Consider the following 25,765-nt stretch of genomic DNA (forward strand, 5'->3'; position numbering starts at 1 on the left):
CGGTAAGGCGGCACACCAGCGGAATCGGCGTGCCAGCAACCGATCTGGGTATGGTGGGGATTCCGGTGTGAGAGGAGCCCGTCCGTGAAGCTGATCAGCGCGATCGCCTACACCACCGCCGCGGTCGGCACCTCGCTCGTACTGCCCGCGGCGGCATCAGCAACCGATGTGCATTGCGCGTCCGACAACGGTACGGATGTGACCGTGATCGACGGAAACACCGCATGCCGGGCCGCGGCGGAAACCTCCGGCCGGGCGCGGTCGGTCGGATACGACGGGGTCGGCTACGCGCACGCCGCCGCCGGCGCGGCGGCGCTCGGTGTGGGCGCGGCGGGCGGGGTCGGCGCCAGCGAGGGGGTCGGCGGAATCCCGATCGCCTTCGGCTACGGCTCGGACGCGGTCGCACTGACCACGATCACCGCTGCGGCAACCGATTCCGAGATCGGCAAGTCCCAGGCGGCCATACCGCTGTTCGCGATATCGATCGCCTTCGAAGGCTCGCGCGCCCAGGTCTCGACCGCCGACCGTTCGGTGGTGTGCCTCGGCACGGCGGCCTTCGCCTGGAATTCGGCGACCGGTACGACCTGTCTGACCACGCCTTTCGGGCGCTGGCAAACCCCGAGATCCGAGCTAGGCTGATATTTCGGCCCCGCTGACCAGCAGGAGGTGCGACCGTGGTTTCTGCCATCCCGGCACCGGACCGGCGGCCAGGCGCGCCACGGGAAATGCTCGTCGACCCGAGATTCGTCCGACTCGCCGACCATTTCTTCGGCATGTTCACCCAGCCGACGCGCGGCGGCGGCGCCCTCGCCATCTATCTCGACGGTCGGCCCGTCGTCGATATCTGGGCGGGCTGGGCGGCCAAGGATCGCCGCTGGAACGGCGACAATGTGGCACTCACCTTCTCCACCGGCAAGGGCGTCGCGACGACCGTGGTGCACCGGCTGGCCGAGCGGGGGCTGATCGACTACGAGACCCCGGTCGCGACGTATTGGCCGGAGTTCGGCGCGCACGGCAAGGATGACATCACCGTGCGCGATGTGCTCTCGCACCGCGCCGGACTGCACCGGGTCCGCGGCCTGGTCCCCGGCCGCGAGGGCATCCTCGACTACGACGCCGTCGTCGCGGCACTGGCCGAGAGCCCGGCCGATCCGCGGCGGATCCGCACCTCCGGCTATCACGCCATCACCTTCGGTTGGCTGGTGGCCGAGATCGTGCAGCGCGCTACCGGTGATCGGTTCACCGATCTGGTGCGGCGCGAGATCGCGGAGCCACTGGGCTATGACGAATTCTGGTTCCAGGTACCGGCATCCGAGCGCTACCGGATCGCCAAGATCTTTCCGCATCTGAGCCCGCCCGGAATCCGTTGGAATACCGCGTCATCGGTGCTGTCCTGGGTGCGGCCGGTGCGCGGGCTCGCCGAGGCCGGTATGCCGGAGAATTTCGACGAATTGGTCCGCGATCCGCGCGTGCACGATGCGGTGATGCCGGGCTGGAACGGCGTCTTCTCGGCGCGCGCACTGGCCAGGATGTATGGGGCGCTTGCCAATGGTGGTCGGGTCGAGGCGGTGGCTCCGGGACGCGGCGGACCCGGCATCCACGCGGTGCAGTTGCTGAAACCGGAGACGATCGAGCTCATCAACCAGACGCAGCGGGCCGACAGCCGCGACTATGTGCTCGGGCTGCCGCTGAAATTCACCCTCGGCTATCACCGACCGGTGGTGATGTCCAAGCAGCAGCCGCGAAATGCCTTCGGCCACTACGGTCTCGGCGGTTCGGGCGCCTATGCCGATCCGGATCTCGGCATGTCCATCGCCTTCGTCACCAATCGCCTCGGCAATGCGGTGACCGCACTCGGGGACGCCCGCCTCGCACGCTTGGCCGCCATTGCCAGTCACATCGCGCGCAGAGCGAAGCCGGACAGGGCGGTCGAACCGGGCGAGCGGTGAATTCGTTGCTATAGATATGGAGCAGGCGGACGCACCACCCGAAACGGCGCTGGACGGCGCACATTCGACGCCGCGCGCACCTCGGATGGTCCTTGCGCACGCGCTGGCCGCTGGCATCGATTTCGAGCGGTACTTCCGGTGGCGACGCGGCCACGAGGGTGATCCGTTCTATGTCCGGTTTCCCGGCTTCGGCGCGGTGCTGTTCACCGGAACCGCCAACGGCGCCCGCGAAATCTTTCGCGCGCCGATCGAACTGCTGGAACCGCCACGGCCGAATCCGATCGAGCCACTGGTCGGCACCGCCTCGCTGATTCTGGCCGCCGGTGAACGGCACCGGCGCGATCGGGCACTACTGGTGCCCGCGTTCCACAGCGCCCGGATCCGCGCCTACGGCGAGCTCATCCGCGACTCCGTTTTGGACGAAATATCCGGCAACACAAGCGAATTCGGCCAAGCCTGGCATCCGGGCACCCGCATCGACTCGCGCGCGGCGGCCAGGGCGATCACACTGCGGGTCATTCTGGAGGCGGTATTCGGAGTGGACAGCCGCCAGCGGCGCGCCGAATACACCGCCGCCGTCGCGGAATTCCTCACCGCCTTCTCCGGACCGCTGATGCTGTTGCCCGCCCTGCGCCACGGGGTGTTCGGCCATGCGCCGTGGGACCGGTTCCGGGTGGCGCGCGAACGGCTCGACGAGCTGATCCTGACCGATATCGAGCGCCGACGTGCAGCGGCCGACGACCGCGCGGTGCGCACGGACATTCTCGACATGCTGCTCACGACCAGCTATGACGACGGCACCGCGATCTCCGATGCCGAGCTGTGCGAGCAATTGCGCACCCTGCTCGTCGCCGGGCACGAGACCACCGCGACGACCCTGGTGTGGGCGCTGTTCCATGTGCATCGCGAACCCGCGGCGCTGGATCGCCTGCGCGCCGAGCTGCGGGCGGCCGGCCCAGATGCCACCCCGCTCGAACTGGCCGGTCTGCCGTATCTGGACGCCGTCTGTCAGGAAACGCTGCGGCTGCATCCCGCGGTGCCGATCGTCCTGCGCAGGCTGACCGCGCCGTTCACACTGCGTGGCGTCGCGCTCGCGGCGGGCGAGACGATGGGCGTCGCGATACCGCTGCTGCACTCCGACCCCGCGGTGTGGTCGGATCCGCAGCGGTTCCGACCGGAGCGATTCCTCGACCGCAAGTACCGGCCGTTCGAATTCGCGCCGTTCGGCGGCGGACATCGACGGTGTGTCGGGGCGGCGCTGGCCGACTACGAACTGCGGATCGCGCTCGCCACCGTCCTGGGCCGGGTGCGGCTGCGGCTCACGCCGCGGTATGCGCGGGGGCGGGCGCCGCTATCGGTGCCACACAACATTGCGACGGGTCCGCACCGGTCCATTCCGTTCGAAATCGTGGCATGAGGCATCGTGATTTATGTCACGAAGAGGTTTGACAATGGCCGCGAAAATGCCAGCGAACCACTCTTCGAATGCATCGAGTTTCACCGCCGTGACCGGCACTTATCACGAAAGATGGTGACCCACAACGGCATATGTGTCCTACGCCACATTTGATGCGTGAACCGTATTAATCCGAAACACCACTGGCTTCCGACCGCCTCGGGACGGTAGGAAGGACGTCAGGGTCGGGTTGCGTCATAAATACCCGTGGGGTGCTCCATGTTCCCCCGCGCCGTTTTTCCGTGGGCGTATGCGCGGCGGATTCCACGTCGATCTTCGTGGGACCACCATGCGCGCACCACAGCTATGAGAGATCTCGCTGCGCCACCGGCGTCGACGAGAGATGGATTGGACGAGAAACCTATGCATGCCGCTTTGAACACCGGGACGTCGACTGCTCCTCGTCGCGGAGCGCTAGCCCGCCGACTCCGGCAGGGCATCCTATTGTCGGCGGCGATCGCCACCATCGGTGTCACCGCCGTCGCGCCCGCACAGGCCGATCCGCTCGGCTTCGGCTCGGGCTCGTCGACCTCGCCCACCACCGATCCGGGCGTCCAGGCGAATTTCGCGCCGCCGAGCATCAGCCCCGGCGACGGTGAGACCGTCGGCGTCGCGCAGCCGATCATCATCAACTTCAAGGATCCGGTGACCGATCACGCCACCGCCGAGCAGGCCATCAAGATCACCTCCTCGAATCCGGCGCCCGGACACTTCTACTGGTTCAGCGACAAGCAGGTGCGCTGGCGGCCGAACGAGTTCTGGCCCGCCAATACCGATGTGACCGTCGAGGCGGGCGGCACCCGCACCGCCTATCGGGTCGGCGACGCGTTCATCACCACCGCCGACGACACCACCCACACCATCACGATCACTCGCAATGGCGAGGAGATCATGACCATGCCGACCTCGATGGGTAAGACCAAGCACGAGACCCCGAACGGCACCTACTTCGTCGGCGAACAGCTGCGCAAGATGACCATGGATTCGTCCACCTACGGTGTGCCGACCACCGATCCCGAGGGCTACAAGGTCGAGGTCGAGTACGCCACCCGGATCTCCAACAGCGGCATCTTCGTGCACGCGGCGCCGTGGTCGGTTGCGCAGCAAGGTGTTTCGAATGCCAGCCACGGCTGCCTGAACGTCAGCACCGAGAACGCCAGGTGGTTCTTCGAGAACGCGAAGAAGGGCGATCCGGTCATCGTCGAGAACACCAATGGCGGCACGCTGAACGCGCGTGACGGCTACGGCGACTGGAACGACTGAGCACCGACCGGACAGCTCCCGAGAACGACTCAGCCCAGGCACGAACGGCCTGGGCTGAGTTCTTTTTGTTCAGCAGATGGTGTTCCGGATTTTCCGGACGACAGACCAGTTGCCGGATAGCCTCCCGAGTGGCGCAACGCTACAACTGATTTCGGGAGAACATGGGTAACTCGCCGGGTACGCCCAGATTCCAGCCGCCGACACAACCGTCGGCCCGCGACGAAACACTCGTGCCACCGCATGACCGGCGCCAGGTTCGGGGAGCGCGCGAGAAGTTCAGCGGGTCGGCGCCCAGCATTAACCGACTGTTTGCTGCGCGACGTAAAGTCGCGGCGGTGCGAACCAGGCCGGAACGAGTGCTGCCGCAGCCGCGGGGGCGTGGGCTGCGTAACCGGCCGTGGCAGGACTATGCGCTGTTCCTGGTGTTGCTCGGGCCGAATCTGGCGCTGCTGACGCTGTTCGTCTACCGCCCGCTGGCCGACAATATCCGGCTCTCGTTCACCGACTTCAACATCTCCGATACGTTCGTCAACTACATCGGGTTCGCGAACTACGAAGAGTGGTGGGGCAGGGACGATTCGTGGCAGATCGTCACCAACACGGTGGTGTTCACCCTGGCCGCGGTGGTGGGGAGCATGGTGCTCGGCCTGGCACTCGCGCTGCTGCTCGACCGTAAGCTGTTCGGGCGCAATGTGGTCCGCTCGGCCATCTTCGCGCCGTTCGTCATCTCCGGCGCGGCCATCGGTGTGGCGTTCCAGTTCATCTTCGATCCCAGCTTCGGACTGGTCCAGGATGTGCTGCAGCGCATCGGCGTCGACAAGGTGCCCGACTTCTACCAGGATCCGCACTGGGCACTGTTCATGGTGACGGTCACCTATATCTGGAAGAACCTGGGCTATACCTTCGTCATCTATCTAGCCGCACTGCAGGGCACCCGCGCCGACCTGATGGAAGCGGCCGAAATGGACGGCGCGAGCCGCTGGACCACCTTCACCAAAGTGCTATTGCCGCAACTGCGCCCGACGACATTCTTCCTGTCCATCACGGTGCTGCTGAACTCGCTGCAGGTCTTCGACATCATCAATGTGATGACGCGCGGCGGACCGCTGGGCACCGGCACCACGACCATGGTCTACCAGGTCTACCAGGAGTCCTTCCGCAACTTCCGGGCCGGATACGGCGCGACGGTGGCCACCATCATGTTCCTCGTGCTGCTGGTCATCACGCTGGTGCAGGTACGCATCATGGATCGGGGCGAGCAGTGAAACACGCTGGTATCGAGACACTTTCGTATCGGCGCCGACAGCGCGCGGTCACCCTGCTCGGCTACGCCGCGATGGTGTGCGTACTGATCATCGTCGGCGTTCCGCTGTTCTGGATCTTCATCACCTCGTTCAAGGCGCGTCCGGATATCTACACCCAGCCCGCGGTGTACTGGCCGCACAGCTGGCATCCGGAGAACTACGAGGAGGCCACCACCGCGCTGCCGTTCTGGACGTTCCTGCGCAATTCGCTGATCGTCACCGGGATCGTCGCGCTGGTGAAGTTCGTGCTCGGGGTGTTCAGCGCGTACGGCCTGGTATTCCTGCGCTTTCCGGGCAAGACCGTGGTGTTCCTGGTGATCATCGCGGCGCTGATGGTGCCCAACCAGATCACGGTGATCTCCAATTACGCCCTCGTCGCGCAGTTGGGCTGGCGAAATACCTTCCAGGGCATCATCGTTCCGCTCTGCGGGGTGGCCTTCGGCACCTTCCTGATGCGCAATCATTTTCTCTCGCTGCCCTCGGAGGTGATCGAGGCGGCGCGGATGGACGGTGCCAATTGGTGGCGACTGCTCACCAGGGTGGTGCTGCCCATGTCCGGACCGACCATGGTGGCCTTCGCCGTGGTCACGCTGGTCAACGAGTGGAACGAATACCTCTGGCCGTTCTTGATGGCCGATGACACCAGGGTCGCCACCCTGCCGGTCGGCCTCACCCTGTTGCAGAACACCGAGAATCCGAGCGTCACCAACTGGGGACCGGTGATGGCGGGCACGCTGCTGACCATGCTGCCGATTCTCGTCGTATTCCTGCTGCTGCAGCGCCACATGATCAAGGGCCTCACCTCGGGTGCGGTCAAGGGCTAACCGATACAGGAGAAACCGTGTCCACTTCACAATTTCCCGCACTATCGCGGCGCGGATTCATCGGACTGGCCGGTGCGCTCGCCGCGGGTACCGCCCTGACCGCGTGTGCGGGCAGCGGCGGTGGCGGCAAGCAGTCCGGTGACGCCAACACCATCACCTTCTGGTCGAATCACCCCGGCACCTCCAAGGACCTCGAGACCGAGCTGATCAACCGGTTCCAGGCGAAATATCCGGACCTGAAGGTTGTTCTGGTCGACGCGGGCAAGAACTACGAGGAGGTGTCGCAGAAGTTCAATGCGGCGCTGTCCGGCGGAGAACTGCCCGATGTCGTTGTGCTCTCGGATGTCTGGTGGTTCAACTACGCGCTCAACGGCACCATCGAGCCGCTGGACGGGCACTTCGCCGAGGCCGGGGTGCAGCTGGCCGACTATGTCGATTCGCTGGCCGCGGACTATGTGTTCAACGGAAAGCACTACGCGCTGCCGTATTCGCGTTCGACACCGCTGTTCTACTACAACAAGGACGTATGGGCGAAGGCCGGTCTGCCCGACCGCGGCCCGCAGAGCTGGAAGGAATTCGACGAGTGGGGCCCGAAGATCCAGTCGGTGGTCGGTGACGGCAAGCTCGCGCACGGCTGGGGTGATGCCAAGAACTACCTGGCCTGGACCTTCCAGGGACCGAACTGGACCTTCGGCGGCGCCTACTCCGATCAGTGGACGCTGAAGTTCACCGATCCCAAAACCATTGCGGCGGGCCAGTTCCTGCGCGATATGATCCACACCAAGAAGTACGCGGGCATCAAACCGCAGATCGCCGTCGACTTCGGCACCGGTGTCATCGCCTCGACCATCGCCTCCACCGGTGATCTGAAGGGCATCCAGAAGAACGCCGAGGGCAAGCTGGAGTTCGGCACCGCATTCCTGCCGCACCCCAACGGACCGGGCGTCACCACCGGTGGTGCTGGCCTGGCGATTCCGTCGCGTATCTCGGATCAGCGGAAGGTGAATGCGCTCAAATTCATCGAGTTCATCACCAATGCGGCCAATACCGCGTACTTCTCGCAGGGCACCGGATATATGCCGGTGCGCAAGTCGGCGGTGACCGATCCGAGCGAGGTCGACTTCCTCACCAAGAATCCGAAGTCGAAGGTGGCCATCGAGCAGCTCGCGGTGACCAAATCGCAGGATTACGCACGGGTTTTCGTGCCCGGCGGTGACCAGATCATCGGCACCGGGCTGGAGCAGATCGGTCTGCAGAACGCCGATCCGGCAACGGCTTTCGCCAATGTGGCCAGCCAGCTACAGGCCATTATCGATCGGCAGATCACGCCGAAGCTGCCCAAGTAAGTACCGACCGACCGCGGCGCGCATCCGGCCCGGGCGCGCCACGAATCCGACGCAGGGAGTGACAGCATGGCAACAGTGCACTTCGACGGGGTGACGCATCTGTATCCCGGTGCGCCGACGCCTGCTGTCGACAGCCTGGAGCTCGATATCGCCGACGGGGAGTTCATCGTCCTCGTCGGCCCATCGGGCTGCGGCAAATCGACCAGCCTGCGCATGCTGGCCGGACTGGAATCGGTCGAGGCGGGCCGGATTCTGATCAGCGGCAAGGATGTCACCGGACTGCCGCCGCGCGCCCGCGATGTGGCGATGGTGTTCCAGAGCTATGCGCTCTACCCGAATATGACCGTCGCGCAGAATATGGGCTTCGCGCTGCGCAATGCCGGAATGAACAAGGCGGACACCGCGGTTCGCGTCCAGGAGGCGGCGAAGATGCTCGAACTCGAGCATCTGCTCGATCGCAAACCGGCGAAACTCTCCGGCGGACAGCGCCAGCGCGTCGCGATGGGTCGTGCCATCGTGCGCCGCCCACAGGTCTTCTGCATGGACGAACCGCTGTCCAACCTGGACGCCAAACTGCGGGTGAGCACCCGCTCCCAGATCGCCGCACTGCAGAAGCGTCTCGGCACCACCACCGTCTACGTCACCCACGACCAGGTCGAGGCCATGACCATGGGTGACCGCGTCGCGGTGCTGCGCGACGGCAAACTCCAGCAGATCGCCAAACCCCGCGAGCTCTACGACAATCCGGTGAACACCTTCGTCGCGGGCTTCATCGGCTCACCCGGTATGAACCTGCTCGACGCCCCGGTCCGCGACAGTGCCGCCGTCCTGGGTGAGTTGCGAATTCCCCTGCCCCGCACCGCAACCGGCGAACGGGTCGTTGTCGGCATCCGTCCGGAATCCTGGGAAGCCACCACCGATACGGACAACAGCCTCGCCGTGGCCGCCGAACTCCTCGAAGAGCTCGGCGCGGAATCATTCATCTACAGCCATGGCGTCACCGATGAATGGAACAGCCGCTCCGGCAAGGTGGTCGCCCGCGTGGACCGCCGCTTCCAAGTGGCCCTCGGCGACCGCCTGCGCCTGCGCCCCAAACTCGACGAGGTCTTCTTCTTCGACGCCGAATCCGAGGAACGCCTGCGCTGACACCCGGCCTGCCGGGCCGCCGTGATCGGCGACCCGGCAGTCGGATGCTCACCAGATCTTGACGCGCTGCGCGGGCTCCAGATACAGCTCGTCGCCCGGCTGCACATCGAACGCCTCGTGGAAGCTGTCGATATTGCGAACCACCGCATTGCAGCGGAATTCCGGCGGGGAGTGGGGGTCGGTCGCCAGGCGACGGATGGCCTCCTCATCGCGGGCCTTCGTGCGCCAGACCTGGGCCCAGCCGTAGAAGACGCGTTGCAAGCCGGTCAGGCCGTCGAGCACCGGCGGCTGCGTGCCCTCGAGGGCGATCTGGTACGCGGCCAAAGCGATGGACAGACCACCGAGGTCGCCGATATTCTCGCCGATGGTGAACTCGCCGTTGACGGTGTGGTCATCGGCGAGCGCCTTGGGCGACAGCACACTGTACTGATCGATCAAAGCCTTTGTGCGCTTACCGAATTCGGCGCGGTCGGCATCGGTCCACCAGTCGACCATATTGCCGTCGCCGTCGTATTTGGCGCCCTGATCGTCGAAGCCGTGCCCGATTTCGTGGCCGATCACCGCACCGATGCCACCGTAGTTGGCGGCCGCGTCGGCGTGCATATCGAAGAACGGCGGCCGCAGAATGGCCGCGGGGAAGACGATTTCGTTCATGCCCGGGTTGTAGTAGGCGTTCACCGTCTGCGGGGTCATGAACCATTCGCCGCGGTCGACCGGTCCGCCGAGCTTGTTCAGATCGCGGTCGTGTTCGGCGGCGTAGCCGCGGCGATAGTTGCCGACCAGATCGCTCGGCACGATCACGATGGCGGAATAGTCGCGCCACGTGTCCGGGTAGCCGATCTTGGGGGTGAACTTCTCCAGTTTGGCCAGTGCCGCGGCCCTGGTCTCGGGGCCCATCCAGTCCAGATCGGCGATATTGCGACGGTAGGCCTCCTGCAGATTCGCGACCAGCTCGACCATCCGCGCCTTGGCCTCGGGCGGGAAGTGTTCGGCCACATACAGTTTTCCGACCGCCTCGCCGAGCAGATCCTGCACCAGCGAAACACCGCGCTTCCAGCGTTCGCGGTTCTCCTGCGCCCCGGTGAGGGTGCGGCCATAGAAGTCGAAGTTCTCCTCGACAATGGCATCGGTGAGATAGGCCGCGCGCGAACGCAACAGCCGCCACATCGCCCAGGCCTGCCAGTCGGCCAGCGATTCGGCGGCCCAGGTCTGGGCGAAGGTGCGCACGTAGTCCGGTTGGCGCACAACCACTTCGGCGAACAGCTCCGGTCCGGACTTCGCCACGCCCTCGGCGAGCGCGGAAGTCCAGGCATGCCAATCGAATTCCGGATTCTCCGCGACCAGCGCGTCATAGCTGGTGAGGTTGTAGCTCAGTTCGGCATCGCGACGGCGCACCACATCCCAGTGCCCGGCCGCGAGTTTTCGTTCCAGTTCGAATACCCGCTGTCCGACCGTCGCCAGATCTTCCGGCAGCAGCGCGGCGATCTGCGGTTCCGCCGCGGCCAGGGCGAACATCCGCCCGATATGCGCGATGTACTCGGCGCGGATCGCAGCGAATTCGTCCTGCCGGTAATAGGACTCGTCGGGCAGCCCGATCCCGGACTGGGTGGCGTGCGCGAGATAGCGGTTGGAGTTCTTATCGTCGGTGTCGATGTACACACCGAGCGCGCCGCCGACGCCCGTGCGCTGCAACCTGCCGAGCAGCGCTGCGAAGGCGCCGCGATCGGCGATCTCGCGGATCTCGGTGAGTTCACCCGCGATGGGCGCGAGCCCGAGCGAGGCCACCGTGTCGGTGTCCATGAAGCTCGAATACAGATCACCGATCTTGCGCGCGTCACTGCCGTGCTCGGCCGATGAGCCAGCCGTGTTCTGGATGATCGCCTGGACATCCAGTTCGGCCTGGTCGTACAGCGCCCGGAAGGCACCGTCGACCGCGCGGTCCGCGGGTATCTGGTGGGTATCCAGCCAAGCACCGTTGACATGCGCGAACAGGTCGTCTTGCGCCCGAACGGCCTGGTCGAGGTAGGACAGATCGATACCGGAGGGACTGCTCAGATCGGAAGTCACGATCTCCAGTATGCCGAGGTGGCGAGAATGCCGTCGCCGTGGTTTGCCCCGGCCGCGCGGACGGCCGGGGAGGAACGGTCAGGCGGGCAGGATGATGCGGTCGAATTCGCCGTCGCGCGCTCCGGCGACGAAGGCATCCCACTCATCGGGGGTGTAGGAGAGAGTGATGTCGCCGTGGCGCACGGTGGCGCTGCCGTCGGCGTGAGTGTGCGCGATCAACTCGTTGTGCGATCGCCCGCTGTTGAGGAGGTTGATGAACGAGGTCCAGAGGCTCGCGGTAACGGTGATGATGGGCTCTTCGGCGGGGCGGTTGGCCGGGTTGCGGCGGTATTTGCTGTCACGGATGAGCACCGCGTCACCATCGAACCGGACCTCGACGCATTGATTGCCGTTGTTCGATCGAGTCGACGTGAACCAGTCAGTGAAAACCGACCGGAGGGTAGCGGTGGTGGCCATGGGCAGGATTTTACACTCGTGCATAGTGGCTGATCAGGGCCAATGACTCGTCACGAGTCAACGACTGCTCCAGCGCGCGCACATAAGCGAAGCTCAAATCGCGTACCTGTTCCGGATCATCGACCGCCCCGCCGAAGACGGCGCTCTCGGCCCAGGCGAAGGTCGGCAGCTGTTCGCCGGCGAAGTCGATCAGATGGAAGCTGGAACCCCCCAGCACCGCACCCGCCTTGGCCGCGAACGGGATGACCCGCACCTCGATATTGTCGAGTTGCTCGATCAACTTCGCCAGATACTCCAGCTGTCCGCGCAGTACCTCCGGACCGCCGGTCTGCTGCAGCAGGGTGCCCTCGCCGACTACCGCGGTCAACTCGACCGCCCCCTTACCGCGCAGCCGATCCTGTCGCCGCATCCGGATGGCTACCAGTTGCTCGACCTGTACCGGACGGATCATTACGTCAGCACGGATGAGTGCGCGGGCGTAATCCTCGGTCTGCAACAGTCCGGGAAACACCAAACTGTCATAGCTGCGAATGCTTTGTGCGCCGAACTCCATGCCGTACAGCCGCTGCAGTTCCGGCCCGATCAGGGCCGACGATTTGGCCCACCAACCGCGCTGTTTGCTCTGCTCGAGCAGGGCAAGCAACTCCTCGCGCTCCTCAGCGTCCACCTCGAGCAGTTCGAGCACCGGTCCGATGGTGTTGGTGGTGAGAACTCGTCGCCCCTTCTCGACGTGCGACCAATTGGCCGGAGTGAAGCCGACCCGCTTGGCGAAGGTGGCCGAATCGAAGCCGCGCTGTTCGCGCAATTCCCGCAGACGCAGCACCAGTTCCCATCGAGCAACTGTGGGGGAAACGGGTGCCATGGCTAAGGATGCTACGCCGAAGAATTTATCGGCGTGTGACTATTGTCATCCCAGTTGTGCCAGTCTATGGTCGATTTCAGCGGCAACTTTGCTTTTCACGTCGATCCACTCACAGCCGAGGCGAGGTTCGTCATGAGTACGTCGCGAATGGAACCGGGTAGCTACCCAGTGGCCCAGGACTTCGCGGCGGCCCAGGACGCCTTGGCCCGCTGTCGCCACTACCGCAAGGACAACGGACTCTACGGCGTCGTCGATGCCACACTCGGGCGCATCCTGTTGGAGATCGGCGCGGTCGGCGCGGTCGTCATGCCCGCCGTACTCGGCAAGCGCGTCCGCGCCCACCTGCTGGCCGCCTGCGGACGCACCGGACCGATCATCGCGCACCCGCGCTCCAGCCGCTGGTCCTTCCTCACCGGTCCGACCGACAACTCGTATCTCGATATGACGCTGTTCCCGGAAATGTTCCGGGTCTGCGCCTCGGTGGCATTACCCGGCAGCCGGATCGTGCTGCCCTCGCCGACCGACGAAAACAGCGGCTACCGGGTCTGGGTCGCGCCACCCGAGGACGACTACCGCCCCGAACTCTGCGATGTCATCGCCGCGACCAGGGCATGTGCCAGCAAAGGCGGCCACGCACTCGAACGGTCGGTGGTCACCCACATCACGGCGTCGGGCGCGGAGTGAGCGTCACGCTGAAGCTCTGCTCGATGCTGTGCTGCCATTTGTCCCGGCATTCGTTGAGCTTGGTCTGATCGTTGCCCGCCTTCTGCACGCAGTCCAGATAATCCTTACCGCCGGAGTCGACAAAGAAACTCCAGCCGACAATGCTGAGCAGGATCGCCGCGATCAGGGCGAGTACGCCGAGGATGAGACCGGTGACGGCCATGCCGGTGCCGCCCGCGCGGCCGGAACGGATCTTGAACAACGCGACGATGCCGAAGATCAGTGCGAACAGGCCGAACAGATAGCCGCCGATCAGCGTCCAGCAGCTCAGGAACCCGAGGATGCCGAGCACCAATGTCGTGATGGCCAGACCCGTCCGCTTCGGCGATTCCTGCCAGTAGTTGGGCTGCCCCTGATACGGCCCCGGACGTGGGTAGTCACCGGGCGGCGGATATTGACCTGGCGGCGGATACTGCGACATGGGGCTTCCTCTCGACCGGTGCGCTTGCGCGGCAATCGGCTACTGATCGCAGTACCTGAGCGGAGATGTTAATGCCGAGCCCGGCTCATCCTTCCCAGCGACCTGCGAGCTATCGCTAGGGCTGCGAGCCGAGCCGCGCGTGCATCTCCCAGACCAGAATCTCCGCGGGTCCGCGGGCGATGACCCGCTGCCCACCCGACCTGGTCAGCCGCACCGCATCACCGGCGTACAGCGGGCCGACACCCTCCATCTCCACCTCGCCCCTGGCGACGAACAGATGCAGGTACGGCGCGTCCGGTAGGTCGATCGACTGCTCGATATCACCGGTGCCCGCCATCCGCGCCACGTGCATGGCCGAATGACTGCTGCCGATGGCGATCGCGGTCCGGTCGCGATAACGCGGCAGGCCGGAGGCCACGGTCACCAGCGCGCCACCGGCCAATTCGTCATCGATCTCGAGCTGCTGATAGCCCGGCTCCAGGCCCGGCTCGTCGGGCACCACCCACATCTGCACGAAATGCACGGGCTCGTTGTGCTCGGTGCCGAGGTCCAGCCGCCAGGAGTCGTTCTTCTCCGAATGCAGGATCCCGGTGCCCGCGCTCATCCGCTGCGCCAGGCCGGGATAGATGACGCCGCTGTGACCGAGCGAATCCTGGTGCACCAGGCTGCCGCCGAGCACCCAGGTCACGATCTCCATATCCCGGTGCGGATGGGTTTCAAAGCCCTGACCAGGGGAAACGATATCCTCGTTATTGACGAGCAGCAGTCCGTGATGGGTGTTCTCGGGATCGTAGTGCTCTCCGAAGGAGAACGAGTGCTTCGAATCCAGCCAGGACACGCGCGTTTTCATGCGATCGCCGCCGCGATGGACATCGATGTGTGGTGTCGTGAGTGTGGACATCATGGTCCTCCTCTCGGGACCGTGCACCGATCACCTTTCAGGGTAGGAGCACTTACGACGCGGTACTCCGAATTCCTAGTAAATTGTCCTGCACTCGGCATTTTACGCGAGCGACCGGCGGGTGAACGGCAGGCGAGCAGTACCAACCGGTTCGTCGAATCGTCACCCTGATCCACCCGCTACCGCACCGAAGCGGCCGCCCGCACCCAGGGCGGATTCGTAACACCATGCGCCACAACGCAACCGGAGGTGACGACCAGATGCGACCCGAGGTACTGGCCCACATCGAGCGGCAACTCCGCAATGCCGCGCAGCGCGATGGGATCAGCGATTTCGTCGTCGGCGTCGCGGTTTTCCGCGACGGCAAACTTCTGGTAGTCCGCCGTGTACCGGACGATTACCACGGCGGAATGTACGAACTGCCTGGTGGCGGAGTCGAATCCGGGGAGACGCTGGCCGAATGCGTGGCACGCGAACTGTTCGAGGAGACCGGTCTGCGTGTGCGCCATATCACCGACTTCCTCGGTGGCTTCGACTACGCCACCCGGACCAAGGCCCGGGTCCGCAAGTACAGCTTCCTGGTCGAAGCCGAACCGGGTGAGGTGGCGCTGGCGCCCGGCGAACACGACGCCTTCGCCTGGATCGATGCCGCCGCCCTGGACGAGCTGCCGATGGCCCCTGATATGCGTGCGGCGGTCAGCGCGCTTATCACGGACGGGATTCGCTGATCGGGCTCCACCCGTGCGGCGGGTAGCCTTCCCAGGTGTCCATTGGTCGCCCCGAAGGCTCCACTCCCGCGGACGAGCGACCGGTATCGCTACCGACGGCGCTGCGCGAGAGTCCCGGCGTGCTGCGCCTGGCCCTGGTCCGCTTCACCGGTCAGTTCGGCGACGGCATGTTCCAGGCGGCACTATCGGGCGCCATCCTGTTCAATCCGGAACGCGAGACCGATCCGCTGGCCATCGCGGCCGCCTTCGCGGTGCTCCTGCTGCCGTACTCGCTGATCGGCCCCTATGCCGGTGCGCTGCTGGACCGCTGGGACCGGCGGGCGGTGCTGCTGGTCGCCAATGTGCTGCGGGCGATCCTGATCGGCGCGGTCAGCGTCGGGCTCTTGGCGGGTAGCGGTTCGACACCCTTGTTGCTGCTGGCTCTGGCCGTGGTCGGGATCAGCAGATTCGTGCTCTCCGGTGTGTCCGCGGCCCTGCCCCGAGTGCTGGACCAGCACTGGCTGGTGCCCGCGAATTCGGTGCTCGCCACGGTGGCGTCCGGCTGTGCCGGTGTCGGTGCCGCCGCCGCGGTCGCGATCATCGGACTGATGGGCGCCGGTGATTTCGCCTCGGCGATCGCGGTGGCGATCAGCGCGGTCTGGTCGGTCTTCGGCGCGGTGCTCGCGGCCGGATTCGGGGCCGGGGTGCTGGGTCCGGAGCCGGGAACGGCGGTGCGCGACAGTGCGATACATGCGGTCGTCACCGGCCTGCGCCATGGTGCGGCGGCGGTTTGGGGGGCGGTTCAGGTCACCACCGCCATGGTCGGCATCGGCACGCACCGGATCGTCTTCGGCACCAACACCCTGATCATGGTGCTGGTGCTGCGGCAGGCGCCGGTAGACGGCGGCGGGGCCAATACCGGGCTGACCCGTTTCGGGCTCGCCATCGGCGCCACCGCGGCGGGAATGCTGGTCGCGGCGGTCGTCGCACCGCTGCTGATTCCGCGCCTGGGCCGGTCGCGCACGGTCGTGCTCGGTCTGTGCACCGCCACCCTGGTCCAGTTGACGCTGGTCACGCCGACCGCCATCGCAACGGCCGGCACGGCGGCGCACCGGGCGCATCAACTGCTGCTCGTCGGTGCGTTCCTGTTCGGGCTGGCGGGGCAGACCATCAAACTGACCGGTGACGCGACGATGCAGATCGATATCGGCGACACCAGGCGCGGCCAGGTATTCGCTTTGCAGGACACCGTCTTCAATATCGCGTTCGTGGCGGCGATCGCTGTTACCGCGCTGGTGATACCGGCGGATGGACGCTCGATCGGGGTGGTGCTGGTCGGCGCCGGAATCTATTGCGCCGGAATCGCGGCCATCGCGCTGAACAACCGGCGTGCACCGGTCACTCGCTGAACGGTATTGCGCGGTAACCGGGTTCATCGGCGGACCAGGTGCGGTGCTCGCCGAGCGCGGCCACCTGTGCCCACCCGTCTCCCGACCGCCCTCCCTCGCCGAATCGCTGCGCGATGCTGTTCGTCTGGGCATGCGGATCCGACCGTGGGGAATCCGGTGACGGCTCGTCATCATTCGGCAGTGCCGCGCCGAACCCGTTGGCGGCCAGGCGATCCGGCTCCGGCTCGGTGCGCACGATCCAGTCGAGGTGTTCACTGTTCGCATCCGCCGGATTGCCGGTGACCTCGTGATTCCAGGTGCCATTGCCAGTCGGATCGGTGAAGAAGTGGTCGGGTACGCCGTCGTCGTCGAGATCCAACCCGACCACATCGGCGATGCCGGTGCCGTGCGAATCCCACAGCACGTCATCGGCCAGGCCGTCGCCATCGAAGTCGAGTCCGACCGCGTCACCCACACCCGATCCGGATAGATCCAGGTCCGCCTGGCTGGTCCAGACGTGGACCGTGCCGTCGCCGGTCCCGAACACGTACTCGATCTCGTTCATATCTATTTGGACGCGGCGCCCGCCCATCCGGTTCCGTCATCGCGCGAAGCGAATGCGAATTCGATACCATCGCACCCGCTCGCGATACCGCATTCGAACAGCACGGTCGAGTAAGTTGATCATGCATCGACCCGAATCGACAGGGAGCCAACAAGACATGGGATTTCGGCCGAGCGGCACGCGGGTATTCGCGGCGACGGCCACCTATCCCTGTGCACCCGCGTTGTTCGGCCTGCTGTTGGCCGGGGCGCTGACCATACCGACGCCCGTCGCGCAGGCCGCGCAGCATCCGTGGGCGCCGCCGCCGGTGAACAGTTGCGGCGAGATCGGATTCGATCCGTTGAACCGCGCGCCGGACCCGAACGCACCGCCGCCTGCGCCGCTGCCACAGCTGCCCCCGCAGATCGATATCCCGGTGCCGGTTCCGGAGATCACGCCGGTGCCGGTGCCCGACCCAGCGCCGGACAACACCCGCATCGATCCGGAGCCGCTGCCCGATGACCCGTGCCGCAACCCGTGCCCGGATGTGCGCGACACCCCGAAGCCACCCGAGTCCGCCGCCGATCCGGAACCGAATACCGCGCCGAACACCGGGTCCAGCTCGGGTTCCGGATCCGGTTCCGGATCGGGTTCCGGCTCTGGTTCGGGAACGATCCAGCTGCCGCGCATAGAGATCCGCCCGGAGATCGAACCCGTTCCGATCCCGGTGCCCGGCGGTGACGGACCCGAACCGCAGCCCGCGCCGCCGCATATCGTGCACCCGATCGAGCCGGGGCCGCTGGCCACGGCTGTTGCCCCGCCGCTGGTGGAATCGGTGGATCTGGTCGGTCAGGTGACCGGACACGGTTCGCAGAATCGCACCGATATGCGCTGGCAGGTCGACGGCACCGATCTCGGGATCATGTGGGAGACCAAACCCGGCGAGGTCGCCGTCGCCTTCGGCGACACCTTCGGCGAGGGCTGGCAGAGCGGCGGTGTCGGCGGACCCGACTGGCGCAGCAATGTGCTCGGCTACAGCACCGACCACGACCTCGCCGATGGCCTCAGCATCGACACCATGGTGCAGGACAGCCGCTGTCACGCGGCCGAATTGCTGTCCAGCCGCAAGATCAAGAACTGGGAGACGACGACCATTCCGACCTCCGGGTTCGCGATCGGAAAGCGCCAGTTCATGAGCTATATGTCGGTGAATCACTGGAGCCGGATCCCGGGCCTGTGGTCGACCAACTACGGCGGACTCGCGTACTCCGACGACAATGGCCGCACCTGGGTCAAGGACCAACATGCCAAGTGGGACAACTTCTTCGGACTCGGCCGCTTCCAGGTCGCGGCGATGGTGCCGCAGGGCGATTACGTCTACATGTTCGGCACGCCCAATGGCCGGATCGGCGTAATCGGCCTGGCCAGGGTGCCGAAGACCGAGGTGCTGAACAAATCCGCCTACCAGTACTGGGTCGGTGGCAGCTGGGCCCCGTGCGCCGAAAACCAGGCCACGCCTTTGGTTCTCGGCATGGCCAGCGAACTGTCGGTGCGGTTCGACAAGAACAGCAAGCAGTGGCAGATGGTCTACCTCGACTCCGCTCGCGGTGCGATCGTGATGCGGACCGCGGCGGCGCCGCAGGGTGCGTGGACCGACGGCGTCGCGCTGGTCTCGACCGAGGACTATCCGAAGGCCTACGGCGGCTTCATCCATCCGTGGTCCACGGCGGAAGATCTGTACTTCACCATCTCGGCCTGGGATTCCTACAACGTGTATCTCATGCACGCCGAACTCGATCCGCCGCGCTGATTCGGGTCGGCGCACCGGCGGTTCGGTATGGTGCGCATGTGATCGACCAGCGCATTCAGCACGGGCGGCGCCGATGACGGGCAGCGCCGCCGCACGCCCGGCGGACGGACCCGGCTGGCAGTTCTGGATCGATCGCGGCGGCACCTTCACCGATGTGGTGGCCAGGCGGCCCGACGGCAGGCTGGTCACCCATAAGCTGCTCTCGGAGAATCCGGCGCGCTACGACGACTCCGCGGTGGCCGGCATTCGCGAAATCCTCGCGGACGCGGGACCGGGCGGCGCCGATATCGAAGCCGTCCGGATGGGTACCACGGTCGCCACCAACGCCCTGCTCGAGCGCAAGGGCGAACGCACCGTGCTGGTGATCACCAAGGGATTCCGCGACGCACTGCGCATCGCCTACCAGAATCGCCCGCAGATCTTCGCACGGGAGATCGTGCTGCCGGAACTATTGCACGAGCACGTGATCGAGGTGGACGAACGCGTCACGGCCGATGGCACGGTGCTGACACCGCCGAACCCGGACGCCCTGGCCGAGGCATTGAAGCCGCTGTACGACAGCGGTATTCGCGCCATTGCCGTGGTCTGCATGCATGCGCACCTGTATCCCGCGCACGAACAGGCGATCGGCCGCGTCGCCCGCGATATCGGATTTCCGCAGATCTCGCTGTCCAGCGAGGTCAGCCCGCTGATGAAACTGGTGCCGCGCGGGGACACCACGGTGGTGGACGCCTACCTCTCGCCGGTGCTGCGCCGCTATGTCCAGCAGGTCGCCGATCAGCTCACCGGCGTGCGACTGATGTTCATGCAGTCCAATGGCGGGCTCACCGAGGCGGGCCAGTTCCGCGGTAAGGACGCCATCCTGTCGGGTCCGGCGGGCGGCATCGTCGGCATGGTGCGAATGTCCGAACTCGCCGGATTCGACCGAGTCATCGGATTCGATATGGGCGGAACCTCCACAGACGTCTCACATTTCGCCGGCGAATACGAGCGGGTCTTCACCACCCAGATCGCCGGGGTCCGGCTGCGTGCGCCGATGCTCGATATCCACACGGTCGCGGCGGGCGGCGGCTCGATCCTGCACTTCGACGGCAGCCGCTACCGGGTCGGCCCCGATTCCGCCGGCGCGGTACCGGGCCCCGCCTGTTATCGCGGCGGTGGACCGCTGACCGTCACCGATGCCAATGTCATGCTCGGCCGCATCCAATCCGACTACTTTCCCAGGGTCTTCGGTCCGAGCGGTACCGAATCGCTCGACGAAGCGCTGGTACGCGACCGATTCGCGGAACTGGCCGGCGAAATCGCCGAAAGCACCGGCGACGATCGCACCCCGGAACAGGTCGCCGAGGGCTATCTCGAGATCGCGGTCGCCAATATCGCCGCCGCGATCAAGCGGATCTCGGTGCAGAAGGGTCACGATGTCACCCGGTACGCGCTGACCACCTTCGGCGGCGCGGGCGGCCAACTCGCCTGCAAGGTGGCCGATTCCCTCGGCATCCGCACCGTGGTGGTGCCGCCGATGGCCGGTGTGCTCTCGGCACTCGGCATCGGTCTGGCCGATACCACGGCCATGCGGGAGCAATCGGTGGAATTGCCGCTGCGCGATGAGTCCATGTCGCGCGTCCGCGAAATCGCCGACGACCTGGAGGCCATCGCCCGCGCCGAACTACTGGGCGAGGATGTGCCCCTGCACCGGGTGCGCATAGTGCGCCGCGCCCAGCTGCGCTATGACGGCACCGACACCACGCTGACCGTGGAACTCACCGAACCGGCCAGCATGGCAACGGATTTCGTCGAGCGCCACCGCAAGACCTACTCCTTCGTACTGGAGCGCCCGATCGTCATCGAGGCGCTCTCGGTCGAGGCGACCGGGCTCACCGAAGCACCCGATCTGGCCGATCTGGCCGGGCCATCCGCGGCCACCGGCGAGCCGGAGTCCGTGCGGTTGCACACCGACGGCGCTTGGCGCGAGATATTCCTTTACCGGCGCGCGGAATTGGCGCCCGGTAAGGCGGTGCTCGGACCCGCCGTGATCACCGAGGACAACTCCACCACAGTCGTCGACGACGGCTGGCAGGCGGTGCTGAACGAGCTCGGATATCTGATCATGGAACGGGTCGCCGTGGCGAGCGGACCGCAGGCCGGCACCGAGGCGGATCCGGTGCTGCTCGAGGTCTTCAACAATCTGTTCATGTCCATCGCCGAACAGATGGGCGCGCGACTGGAGTCGACCGCTCAGTCAGTGAATATCAAAGAGCGCCTGGACTTCTCGTGCGCGCTGTTCGATCCCGACGGCAACCTCGTCGCCAATGCGCCGCATATTCCGGTACATCTCGGATCGATGGGTACCAGCGTCAAGGAGGTCATCCGGCGCAGACAATCCGGGGAGACGATGCGCCCCGGCGACACCTACGCCGTCAACGATCCCTACCACGGCGGCACCCATCTGCCCGATGTCACGGTGATCACGCCGGTATTCGACACCGCGGGCACCCAGATCCTTTTCTATGTCGCCTCGCGCGGCCATCACGCGGAGATCGGCGGCATCGCCCCCGGCTCGATGCCAGCGAACAGCCGTCGCATCGAGGAGGAGGGGGTCATCTTCGACAACTGGCTGCTCGTCGAGAACGGCCGGTTCCGGGAGGCGCAGACCCTCCGGTTGCTCACCGAAGCGCCCTATCCGTCCCGCAATCCGGCGACCAATCTCGCCGATCTGCGGGCGCAGATCGCCGCCAATGCCAAGGGTGTCGACGAGGTCGCGAAGATGATCGAGCACTTCGGGCTCGATGTCGTCGAGGCGTATATGCGTCATGTGCAGGACAATGCGGAGGAATCGGTGCGCCGCGTCATCGACGCGCTCGACGACGGCGAATACGCCTATGAGACCGACCTCGGTGCCATTATTCATGTCCGGGTCACCGTCGATCGGGAAAACCGCAGCGCCACCATCGATTTCAGTGGCACCTCGGCACAGCTGGACGGCAATTTCAACGCACCCTATGCCGTGGCCAACGCGGCGGTCCTCTATGTCTTCCGCACGCTGGTCGCAGACGATATCCCGCTCAACGACGGCTGCCTGCGCCCGCTGCGGATCATCGTGCCGCCCGGCTCGATGCTCGCGCCCGAACCGCCCGCCGCGGTCGTCGCCGGCAATGTCGAGACCTCCCAGGCGATTACCGGCGCGCTGTACGCGGCGCTCGGAGTGCAGGCCGAGGGATCGGGCACGATGAACAATGTCACCTTCGGCAATGAGCGCAGCCAGTACTACGAGACGATCGGTTCCGGTTCCGGTGCGGGCGACGGCTTCGACGGCGCGCCGGTGGTCCAGACCCATATGACCAACTCCCGGCTCACCGACCCGGAGGTGCTGGAGTGGCGGCTGCCGGTACTGCTGGAGGAATTCTCGGTGCGCACCGGCAGCGGTGGCGCTGGTCGATGGCACGGCGGTGACGGTGCCGTGCGCCGACTGCGGTTCACCGAGGCGGTCACGGTATCGACGCTGTCGAGTCACCGCCGGGTGCCGCCCTACGGCATGGCCGGCGGTGCGCCGGGCGCAATGGGCCGCAACCGGATCGAGCGTGCGGACGGCACGGTGCAGGAGTTGCGCGGCGCGGATTCGGCGCAACTGGAGTCCGGTGATGTGCTGGTCATCGAGACGCCCGGCGGTGGGGGATACGGCAGCTGATTCGACCTGGCAGTTCGGCCGCGTCACGTATCCGAAGAGCCGTCAGCATTGTTCCGCAGATGCGGATAAGACATGCGAATTGATCCGTATATACGGATAGAACGCCGACGTTCGGCCATGTCATTCCGTCGATACGCAGTATTGCCCACTTCGTCACAGCTGCGCACATGGTCGTGTTCGCCGATGCCAAGTACGCTCGGAGCAATCATGGCCATGTATTTCGATCCGACGTCATGGTCACCGATGCGGGCCGTCGACTTGGGGAAGCGACTCTTCGACCAATCGCTGCTGGAGCAGTGGCTCTCCTTCACCACCGCCTGGGTCGATCCGGTGGCCGACCTCGGTGCGGGCACGGTCACCGCGCTGATGCCGGACGTGCTGATGACCGTGCTGAGTGAGGGCATTCTCAGCCGGTTCGGCGGCCAAGAGGTCAGCGCCACTCTGCTCGGCCATGACTTGCACGCGACACTGCAGGTGCTCAAGGTGCGCCGCCGGGGCGCGCATTTCCAGACCAAAACCGTGCTGTCCAGGATGCGCTGGGACGATCACCCGATCGAGCAGGTCACCGTGATCGCGCACGGGGTCCGCCTGGTGCCCGGCGTGCCGACCAAGGTGCGGGCACAGCAGCTGGACCTGAACGGGACCGTCACCACCAAGGCGCTGGTCGGCTGGCTCAATACCCAACAGCTCGACTGGCAGCTCGGCATCGACGCGACCGGATTGATCCGGGCGAAGCATCGACGCCGCCGCATCACCGCTTTGGTGGAGGCGCAGGTGCGCGACAACCTGGTGACCGTCGAGATCCGACGGGCGAACTGGCTGGGCATGCGGATACCGCGAAATATCCCCACCGCCCCGGCGATCCTGTTGGATCGGCTGCCGAACGACGCGCGCATCGTGCACGCCACCCGTGAGGGCGATCTGGTGCGCTTCCGGGTCGAGCTGCCGCAGATCGCCGGTTCGTTCGATCTGGCGCAGATCCGCTCCGCGATCGTGGCCGGGACCACGCTGATCGTCTTCTGACCCGGCTGCGAATCCGGTTTCCGGCCCACGACATTCAGCCTTGGGACTTCCACCATTCCAGCAGCGCGGCCTCGGCCTCGTCCCGACCGAGCGGTCCGCGGTCCAAGCGCAGCTCCTTCAGATACCGCCACGCCTTGCCGACTTCGGGCCCCGCGGGAATGCCGAGCAGCTCCATGATCGCGTTGCCGTCCAGATCCGGGCGGACCCGATCCAGATCCTCCTGCTCCTGCAGCCTGGCGATGCGCACCTCCAGCTCGTCATAGGTGCCGCGCAGCGCGGCGGCCCGGCGCTTATTGCGGGTGGTGCAGTCGGCGCGGACCAGTTTGTGCAGCCGAGGCAGCAGATCATCGGCATCGGTGACGTAGCGGCGCACCGCCGAATCGGTCCACTGCCCCTTGCCGTAGCCGTGAAAACGCAAGTGCAGGAACACCAGTCGCGCCACGTCCTCGGTGAACTGCTTGGAGTACTTGAGCGCTCGCATCCGCTTGCGCACCATTTTCGCGCCGACCACCTCGTGGTGGTGGAAGCTGACGCCGCCGCCCGGTTCATTGCGCTTGGTGTCGGGCTTGCCGATATCGTGCAGCAGCGCGGCCCAGCGCAGCACCAGGTCCGGATCGCCGTCCTCCAGGTCGATGGCCTGCTGCAGCACGGTGAGCGAATGCCAGTACACATCCTTGTGCTGGTGGTGCTCGTCGATCTCCAGCTTCATCGCGGGCACCTCGGGCAGCACCAGCTGGGCCAGACCGGACTCGCACATGACGTTGATGCCGTCGATCGGATGTGCCGAGGCCATGAGTTTGTCCAGTTCGGCGCGCACCCGCTCGGCGGTGATCCGCTCGATCTCACCCGCCATCGCGGTGATCGCGGCCCGCACCCGCGGATGCAGGTCGAAGCCGAGTTGTGCGACGAAACGCGCCGCCCGCAGCATGCGCAGGGGATCGTCGTGGAACGAATCCTCCGGCGCCGCCGGGGTATCCAGCATTCCGGCGAGCAGCGCGTCCATGCCACCGAGCGGATCGACGAACTCCAGCGACCCTTCGGCCCCGATCTTCACCGCCATCGCGTTGACCGTGAAATCGCGGCGCACCAGATCACCGTCGAGCGAATCACCGAAGGTCACCTCGGGATTGCGCGACACCCGGTCATAGGTATCGCTGCGAAAGGTGGTGATCTCCAACTGCTGATCGGCCTTGGACGCGCTCACCGTGCCGAAAGCCAGCCCACCGGTATCCCACAGATGATCGGCCCAGCCGCGCAGCAACTCCTGCACCTGCTCGGGCCTGGCATCGGTGGTGAAATCCAGATCGGTCCCCAGCCGCCCGAGCACAGCGTCGCGCACACTGCCCCCGACCAGGTACAGCTCATGACCGCGCGCGGCGAACAACTCGCCCAATGGCGTCAGCACATCGGATAGCCCTCCGAGCGTGACCGCGGCCGCGGCCAGCAATCGGGTACGTCGATCCAACGCTGCATCCTCGGACTTGGGCGAAACCACGAAGTAGCAGCTTACCGAGCCCGCCCAACCGATATTCCAGCGCGACCTCCGCACCGACCCGTCCCACGCGTCTATCTACACAGACGGCGCGTGCCTCCTATATAGAAGGCACAGGCACCAGCGGGCCGACGGCTTCACGCAACCAAGCGACGTTGGCGGCCCATCTCACATACGAGCCGTCCGAGGTGCTTGTGCCAGAGCCACGAGTCTCGCCTGCTTGACGGCTATACATCCAGCACCGACCTGCCCGCCCTCAGTCGACCACCACGGAGCGAGTCTTACGAGCGACCCGTTCGCGGCCCATCTCACATACGAGCCGTCCGAGGTGCCTGCGCCAGAGCCACGAGTCTCGCCCGCTCAGCGGCTATACATCCAGCACCGACCTGCCCGCCCCC

Annotated in this window: 21 protein-coding genes; 14 read left to right on the forward strand and 7 right to left on the reverse strand. The window is 65.8% G+C overall.

The window, feature by feature from the left end:
• The first annotated feature begins 84 nt into the window (after nt 1-84).
• From ACQP0C_RS41235 to ACQP0C_RS41270, 8 genes are all read left to right on the forward strand, one after another.
• The gene (locus ACQP0C_RS41235; RefSeq protein WP_433729265.1) at nt 85-639 is read left to right on the forward strand and encodes a DUF6764 family protein; all 555 of its coding nucleotides are present in this window, start codon (nt 85-87) and stop codon (nt 637-639) included.
• Between the two features lie 86 nt (nt 640-725).
• On the forward strand, nt 726-1,949 hold the full coding sequence (locus tag ACQP0C_RS41240; protein ID WP_433734805.1) for a serine hydrolase domain-containing protein: 1,224 nt from the start codon (nt 726-728) through the stop codon (nt 1,947-1,949).
• Nucleotides 1,950-1,965: 16 nt separating this feature from the next.
• Nucleotides 1,966-3,366: a cytochrome P450 gene (locus tag ACQP0C_RS41245; protein WP_433729267.1), complete on the forward strand. Its 1,401-nt coding sequence runs from the start codon at nt 1,966-1,968 to the stop codon at nt 3,364-3,366.
• A 402-nt stretch (nt 3,367-3,768) separates the two neighbouring features.
• Entirely contained in the window at nt 3,769-4,668 is a 900-nt protein-coding gene (locus ACQP0C_RS41250) for a L,D-transpeptidase (protein ID WP_433729269.1), read from the forward strand.
• Between the two features lie 335 nt (nt 4,669-5,003).
• Nucleotides 5,004-5,933 (forward strand): carbohydrate ABC transporter permease, encoded by a 930-nt coding sequence (locus ACQP0C_RS41255; protein WP_433729271.1) that lies wholly within the window; start codon nt 5,004-5,006, stop codon nt 5,931-5,933.
• Nucleotides 5,934-6,004: 71 nt separating this feature from the next.
• Entirely contained in the window at nt 6,005-6,796 is a 792-nt protein-coding gene (locus ACQP0C_RS41260) for a carbohydrate ABC transporter permease (RefSeq protein WP_433734806.1), read from the forward strand.
• Nucleotides 6,797-6,813: 17 nt separating this feature from the next.
• Nucleotides 6,814-8,142, forward strand: a complete 1,329-nt coding sequence (locus tag ACQP0C_RS41265) for an ABC transporter substrate-binding protein (protein ID WP_433729273.1) — start codon at nt 6,814-6,816, stop codon at nt 8,140-8,142.
• A 66-nt stretch (nt 8,143-8,208) separates the two neighbouring features.
• Complete coding sequence (locus ACQP0C_RS41270) at nt 8,209-9,288, forward strand: ABC transporter ATP-binding protein (RefSeq protein WP_433729275.1); 1,080 nt, start codon at nt 8,209-8,211, stop codon at nt 9,286-9,288.
• 48 nt (nt 9,289-9,336) lie between these two features.
• Here the strand turns inward: ACQP0C_RS41270 and ACQP0C_RS41275 are convergent, their stop codons facing one another.
• The 3 genes from ACQP0C_RS41275 to ACQP0C_RS41285 form a co-directional block, all read right to left on the reverse strand.
• Nucleotides 9,337-11,355, reverse strand: coding sequence for a M13 family metallopeptidase (locus ACQP0C_RS41275; protein WP_433729277.1), 2,019 nt, complete (start codon nt 11,353-11,355; stop codon nt 9,337-9,339).
• 78 nt (nt 11,356-11,433) lie between these two features.
• A complete protein-coding gene (locus ACQP0C_RS41280) occupies nt 11,434-11,811 on the reverse strand; it encodes a DUF397 domain-containing protein (protein WP_433729279.1) in 378 nt (125 codons plus the stop codon).
• A gap of 10 nt (nt 11,812-11,821) precedes the next feature.
• Nucleotides 11,822-12,673, reverse strand: coding sequence for a Scr1 family TA system antitoxin-like transcriptional regulator (locus ACQP0C_RS41285; protein WP_433729281.1), 852 nt, complete (start codon nt 12,671-12,673; stop codon nt 11,822-11,824).
• Nucleotides 12,674-12,805: 132 nt separating this feature from the next.
• Between ACQP0C_RS41285 and ACQP0C_RS41290 the strand changes: the two genes are divergently transcribed.
• Entirely contained in the window at nt 12,806-13,357 is a 552-nt protein-coding gene (locus ACQP0C_RS41290; RefSeq protein WP_433729283.1) for a hypothetical protein, read from the forward strand.
• Here the strand turns inward: ACQP0C_RS41290 and ACQP0C_RS41295 are convergent.
• Both ACQP0C_RS41295 and ACQP0C_RS41300 read right to left on the reverse strand, forming a co-directional pair.
• Nucleotides 13,335-13,817, reverse strand: a complete 483-nt coding sequence (locus tag ACQP0C_RS41295; protein ID WP_433729285.1) for a DUF4190 domain-containing protein — start codon at nt 13,815-13,817, stop codon at nt 13,335-13,337. The two genes, ACQP0C_RS41290 and ACQP0C_RS41295, sit on opposite strands and share 23 nt — an antisense overlap.
• A 115-nt stretch (nt 13,818-13,932) precedes the next feature.
• On the reverse strand, nt 13,933-14,718 hold the full coding sequence (locus ACQP0C_RS41300) for a pirin family protein (RefSeq protein ID WP_433729287.1): 786 nt from the start codon (nt 14,716-14,718) through the stop codon (nt 13,933-13,935).
• Nucleotides 14,719-14,978: 260 nt separating this feature from the next.
• Here ACQP0C_RS41300 and ACQP0C_RS41305 point away from each other — a divergent pair, with 260 nt between their 5' ends.
• Nucleotides 14,979-15,446, forward strand: a complete 468-nt coding sequence (locus ACQP0C_RS41305) for an NUDIX hydrolase (RefSeq protein ID WP_433729289.1) — start codon at nt 14,979-14,981, stop codon at nt 15,444-15,446.
• Between the two features lie 35 nt (nt 15,447-15,481).
• Nucleotides 15,482-16,834, forward strand: coding sequence for an MFS transporter (locus tag ACQP0C_RS41310; protein WP_433729291.1), 1,353 nt, complete (start codon nt 15,482-15,484; stop codon nt 16,832-16,834).
• Here ACQP0C_RS41310 and ACQP0C_RS41315 read toward each other — a convergent pair.
• Entirely contained in the window at nt 16,824-17,378 is a 555-nt protein-coding gene (locus ACQP0C_RS41315) for a hypothetical protein (RefSeq protein ID WP_433729293.1), read from the reverse strand. The two genes, ACQP0C_RS41310 and ACQP0C_RS41315, sit on opposite strands and share 11 nt — an antisense overlap.
• Nucleotides 17,379-17,535: 157 nt before the next feature.
• Here ACQP0C_RS41315 and ACQP0C_RS41320 point away from each other — a divergent pair, with 157 nt between their 5' ends.
• The 3 genes from ACQP0C_RS41320 (at nt 17,536) to ACQP0C_RS41330 (ending at nt 23,875) form a co-directional block, all read left to right on the forward strand.
• On the forward strand, nt 17,536-19,167 hold the full coding sequence (locus ACQP0C_RS41320) for a DUF4185 domain-containing protein (RefSeq protein WP_433729295.1): 1,632 nt from the start codon (nt 17,536-17,538) through the stop codon (nt 19,165-19,167).
• 73 nt (nt 19,168-19,240) lie between these two features.
• Nucleotides 19,241-22,852, forward strand: coding sequence for a hydantoinase B/oxoprolinase family protein (locus ACQP0C_RS41325; protein WP_433729297.1), 3,612 nt, complete (start codon nt 19,241-19,243; stop codon nt 22,850-22,852).
• Nucleotides 22,853-23,059: 207 nt separating this feature from the next.
• Nucleotides 23,060-23,875 carry a hypothetical protein gene (locus ACQP0C_RS41330; RefSeq protein ID WP_433729299.1) on the forward strand — a complete coding sequence of 272 codons (816 nt, stop codon included), beginning with the start codon at nt 23,060-23,062 and terminating at the stop codon, nt 23,873-23,875.
• A 34-nt stretch (nt 23,876-23,909) separates the two neighbouring features.
• Here ACQP0C_RS41330 and ACQP0C_RS41335 read toward each other — a convergent pair whose 3' ends face one another.
• The gene (locus ACQP0C_RS41335) at nt 23,910-25,340 is read right to left on the reverse strand and encodes a CCA tRNA nucleotidyltransferase (RefSeq protein WP_433729301.1); all 1,431 of its coding nucleotides are present in this window, start codon (nt 25,338-25,340) and stop codon (nt 23,910-23,912) included.
• Nucleotides 25,341-25,765 lie beyond the last annotated feature (425 nt).

Origin of the sequence: Nocardia sp. CA-129566 (assembly GCF_050956075.1) — a bacterium.
Classification (GTDB): Bacteria; Actinomycetota; Actinomycetes; order Mycobacteriales; family Mycobacteriaceae; genus Nocardia.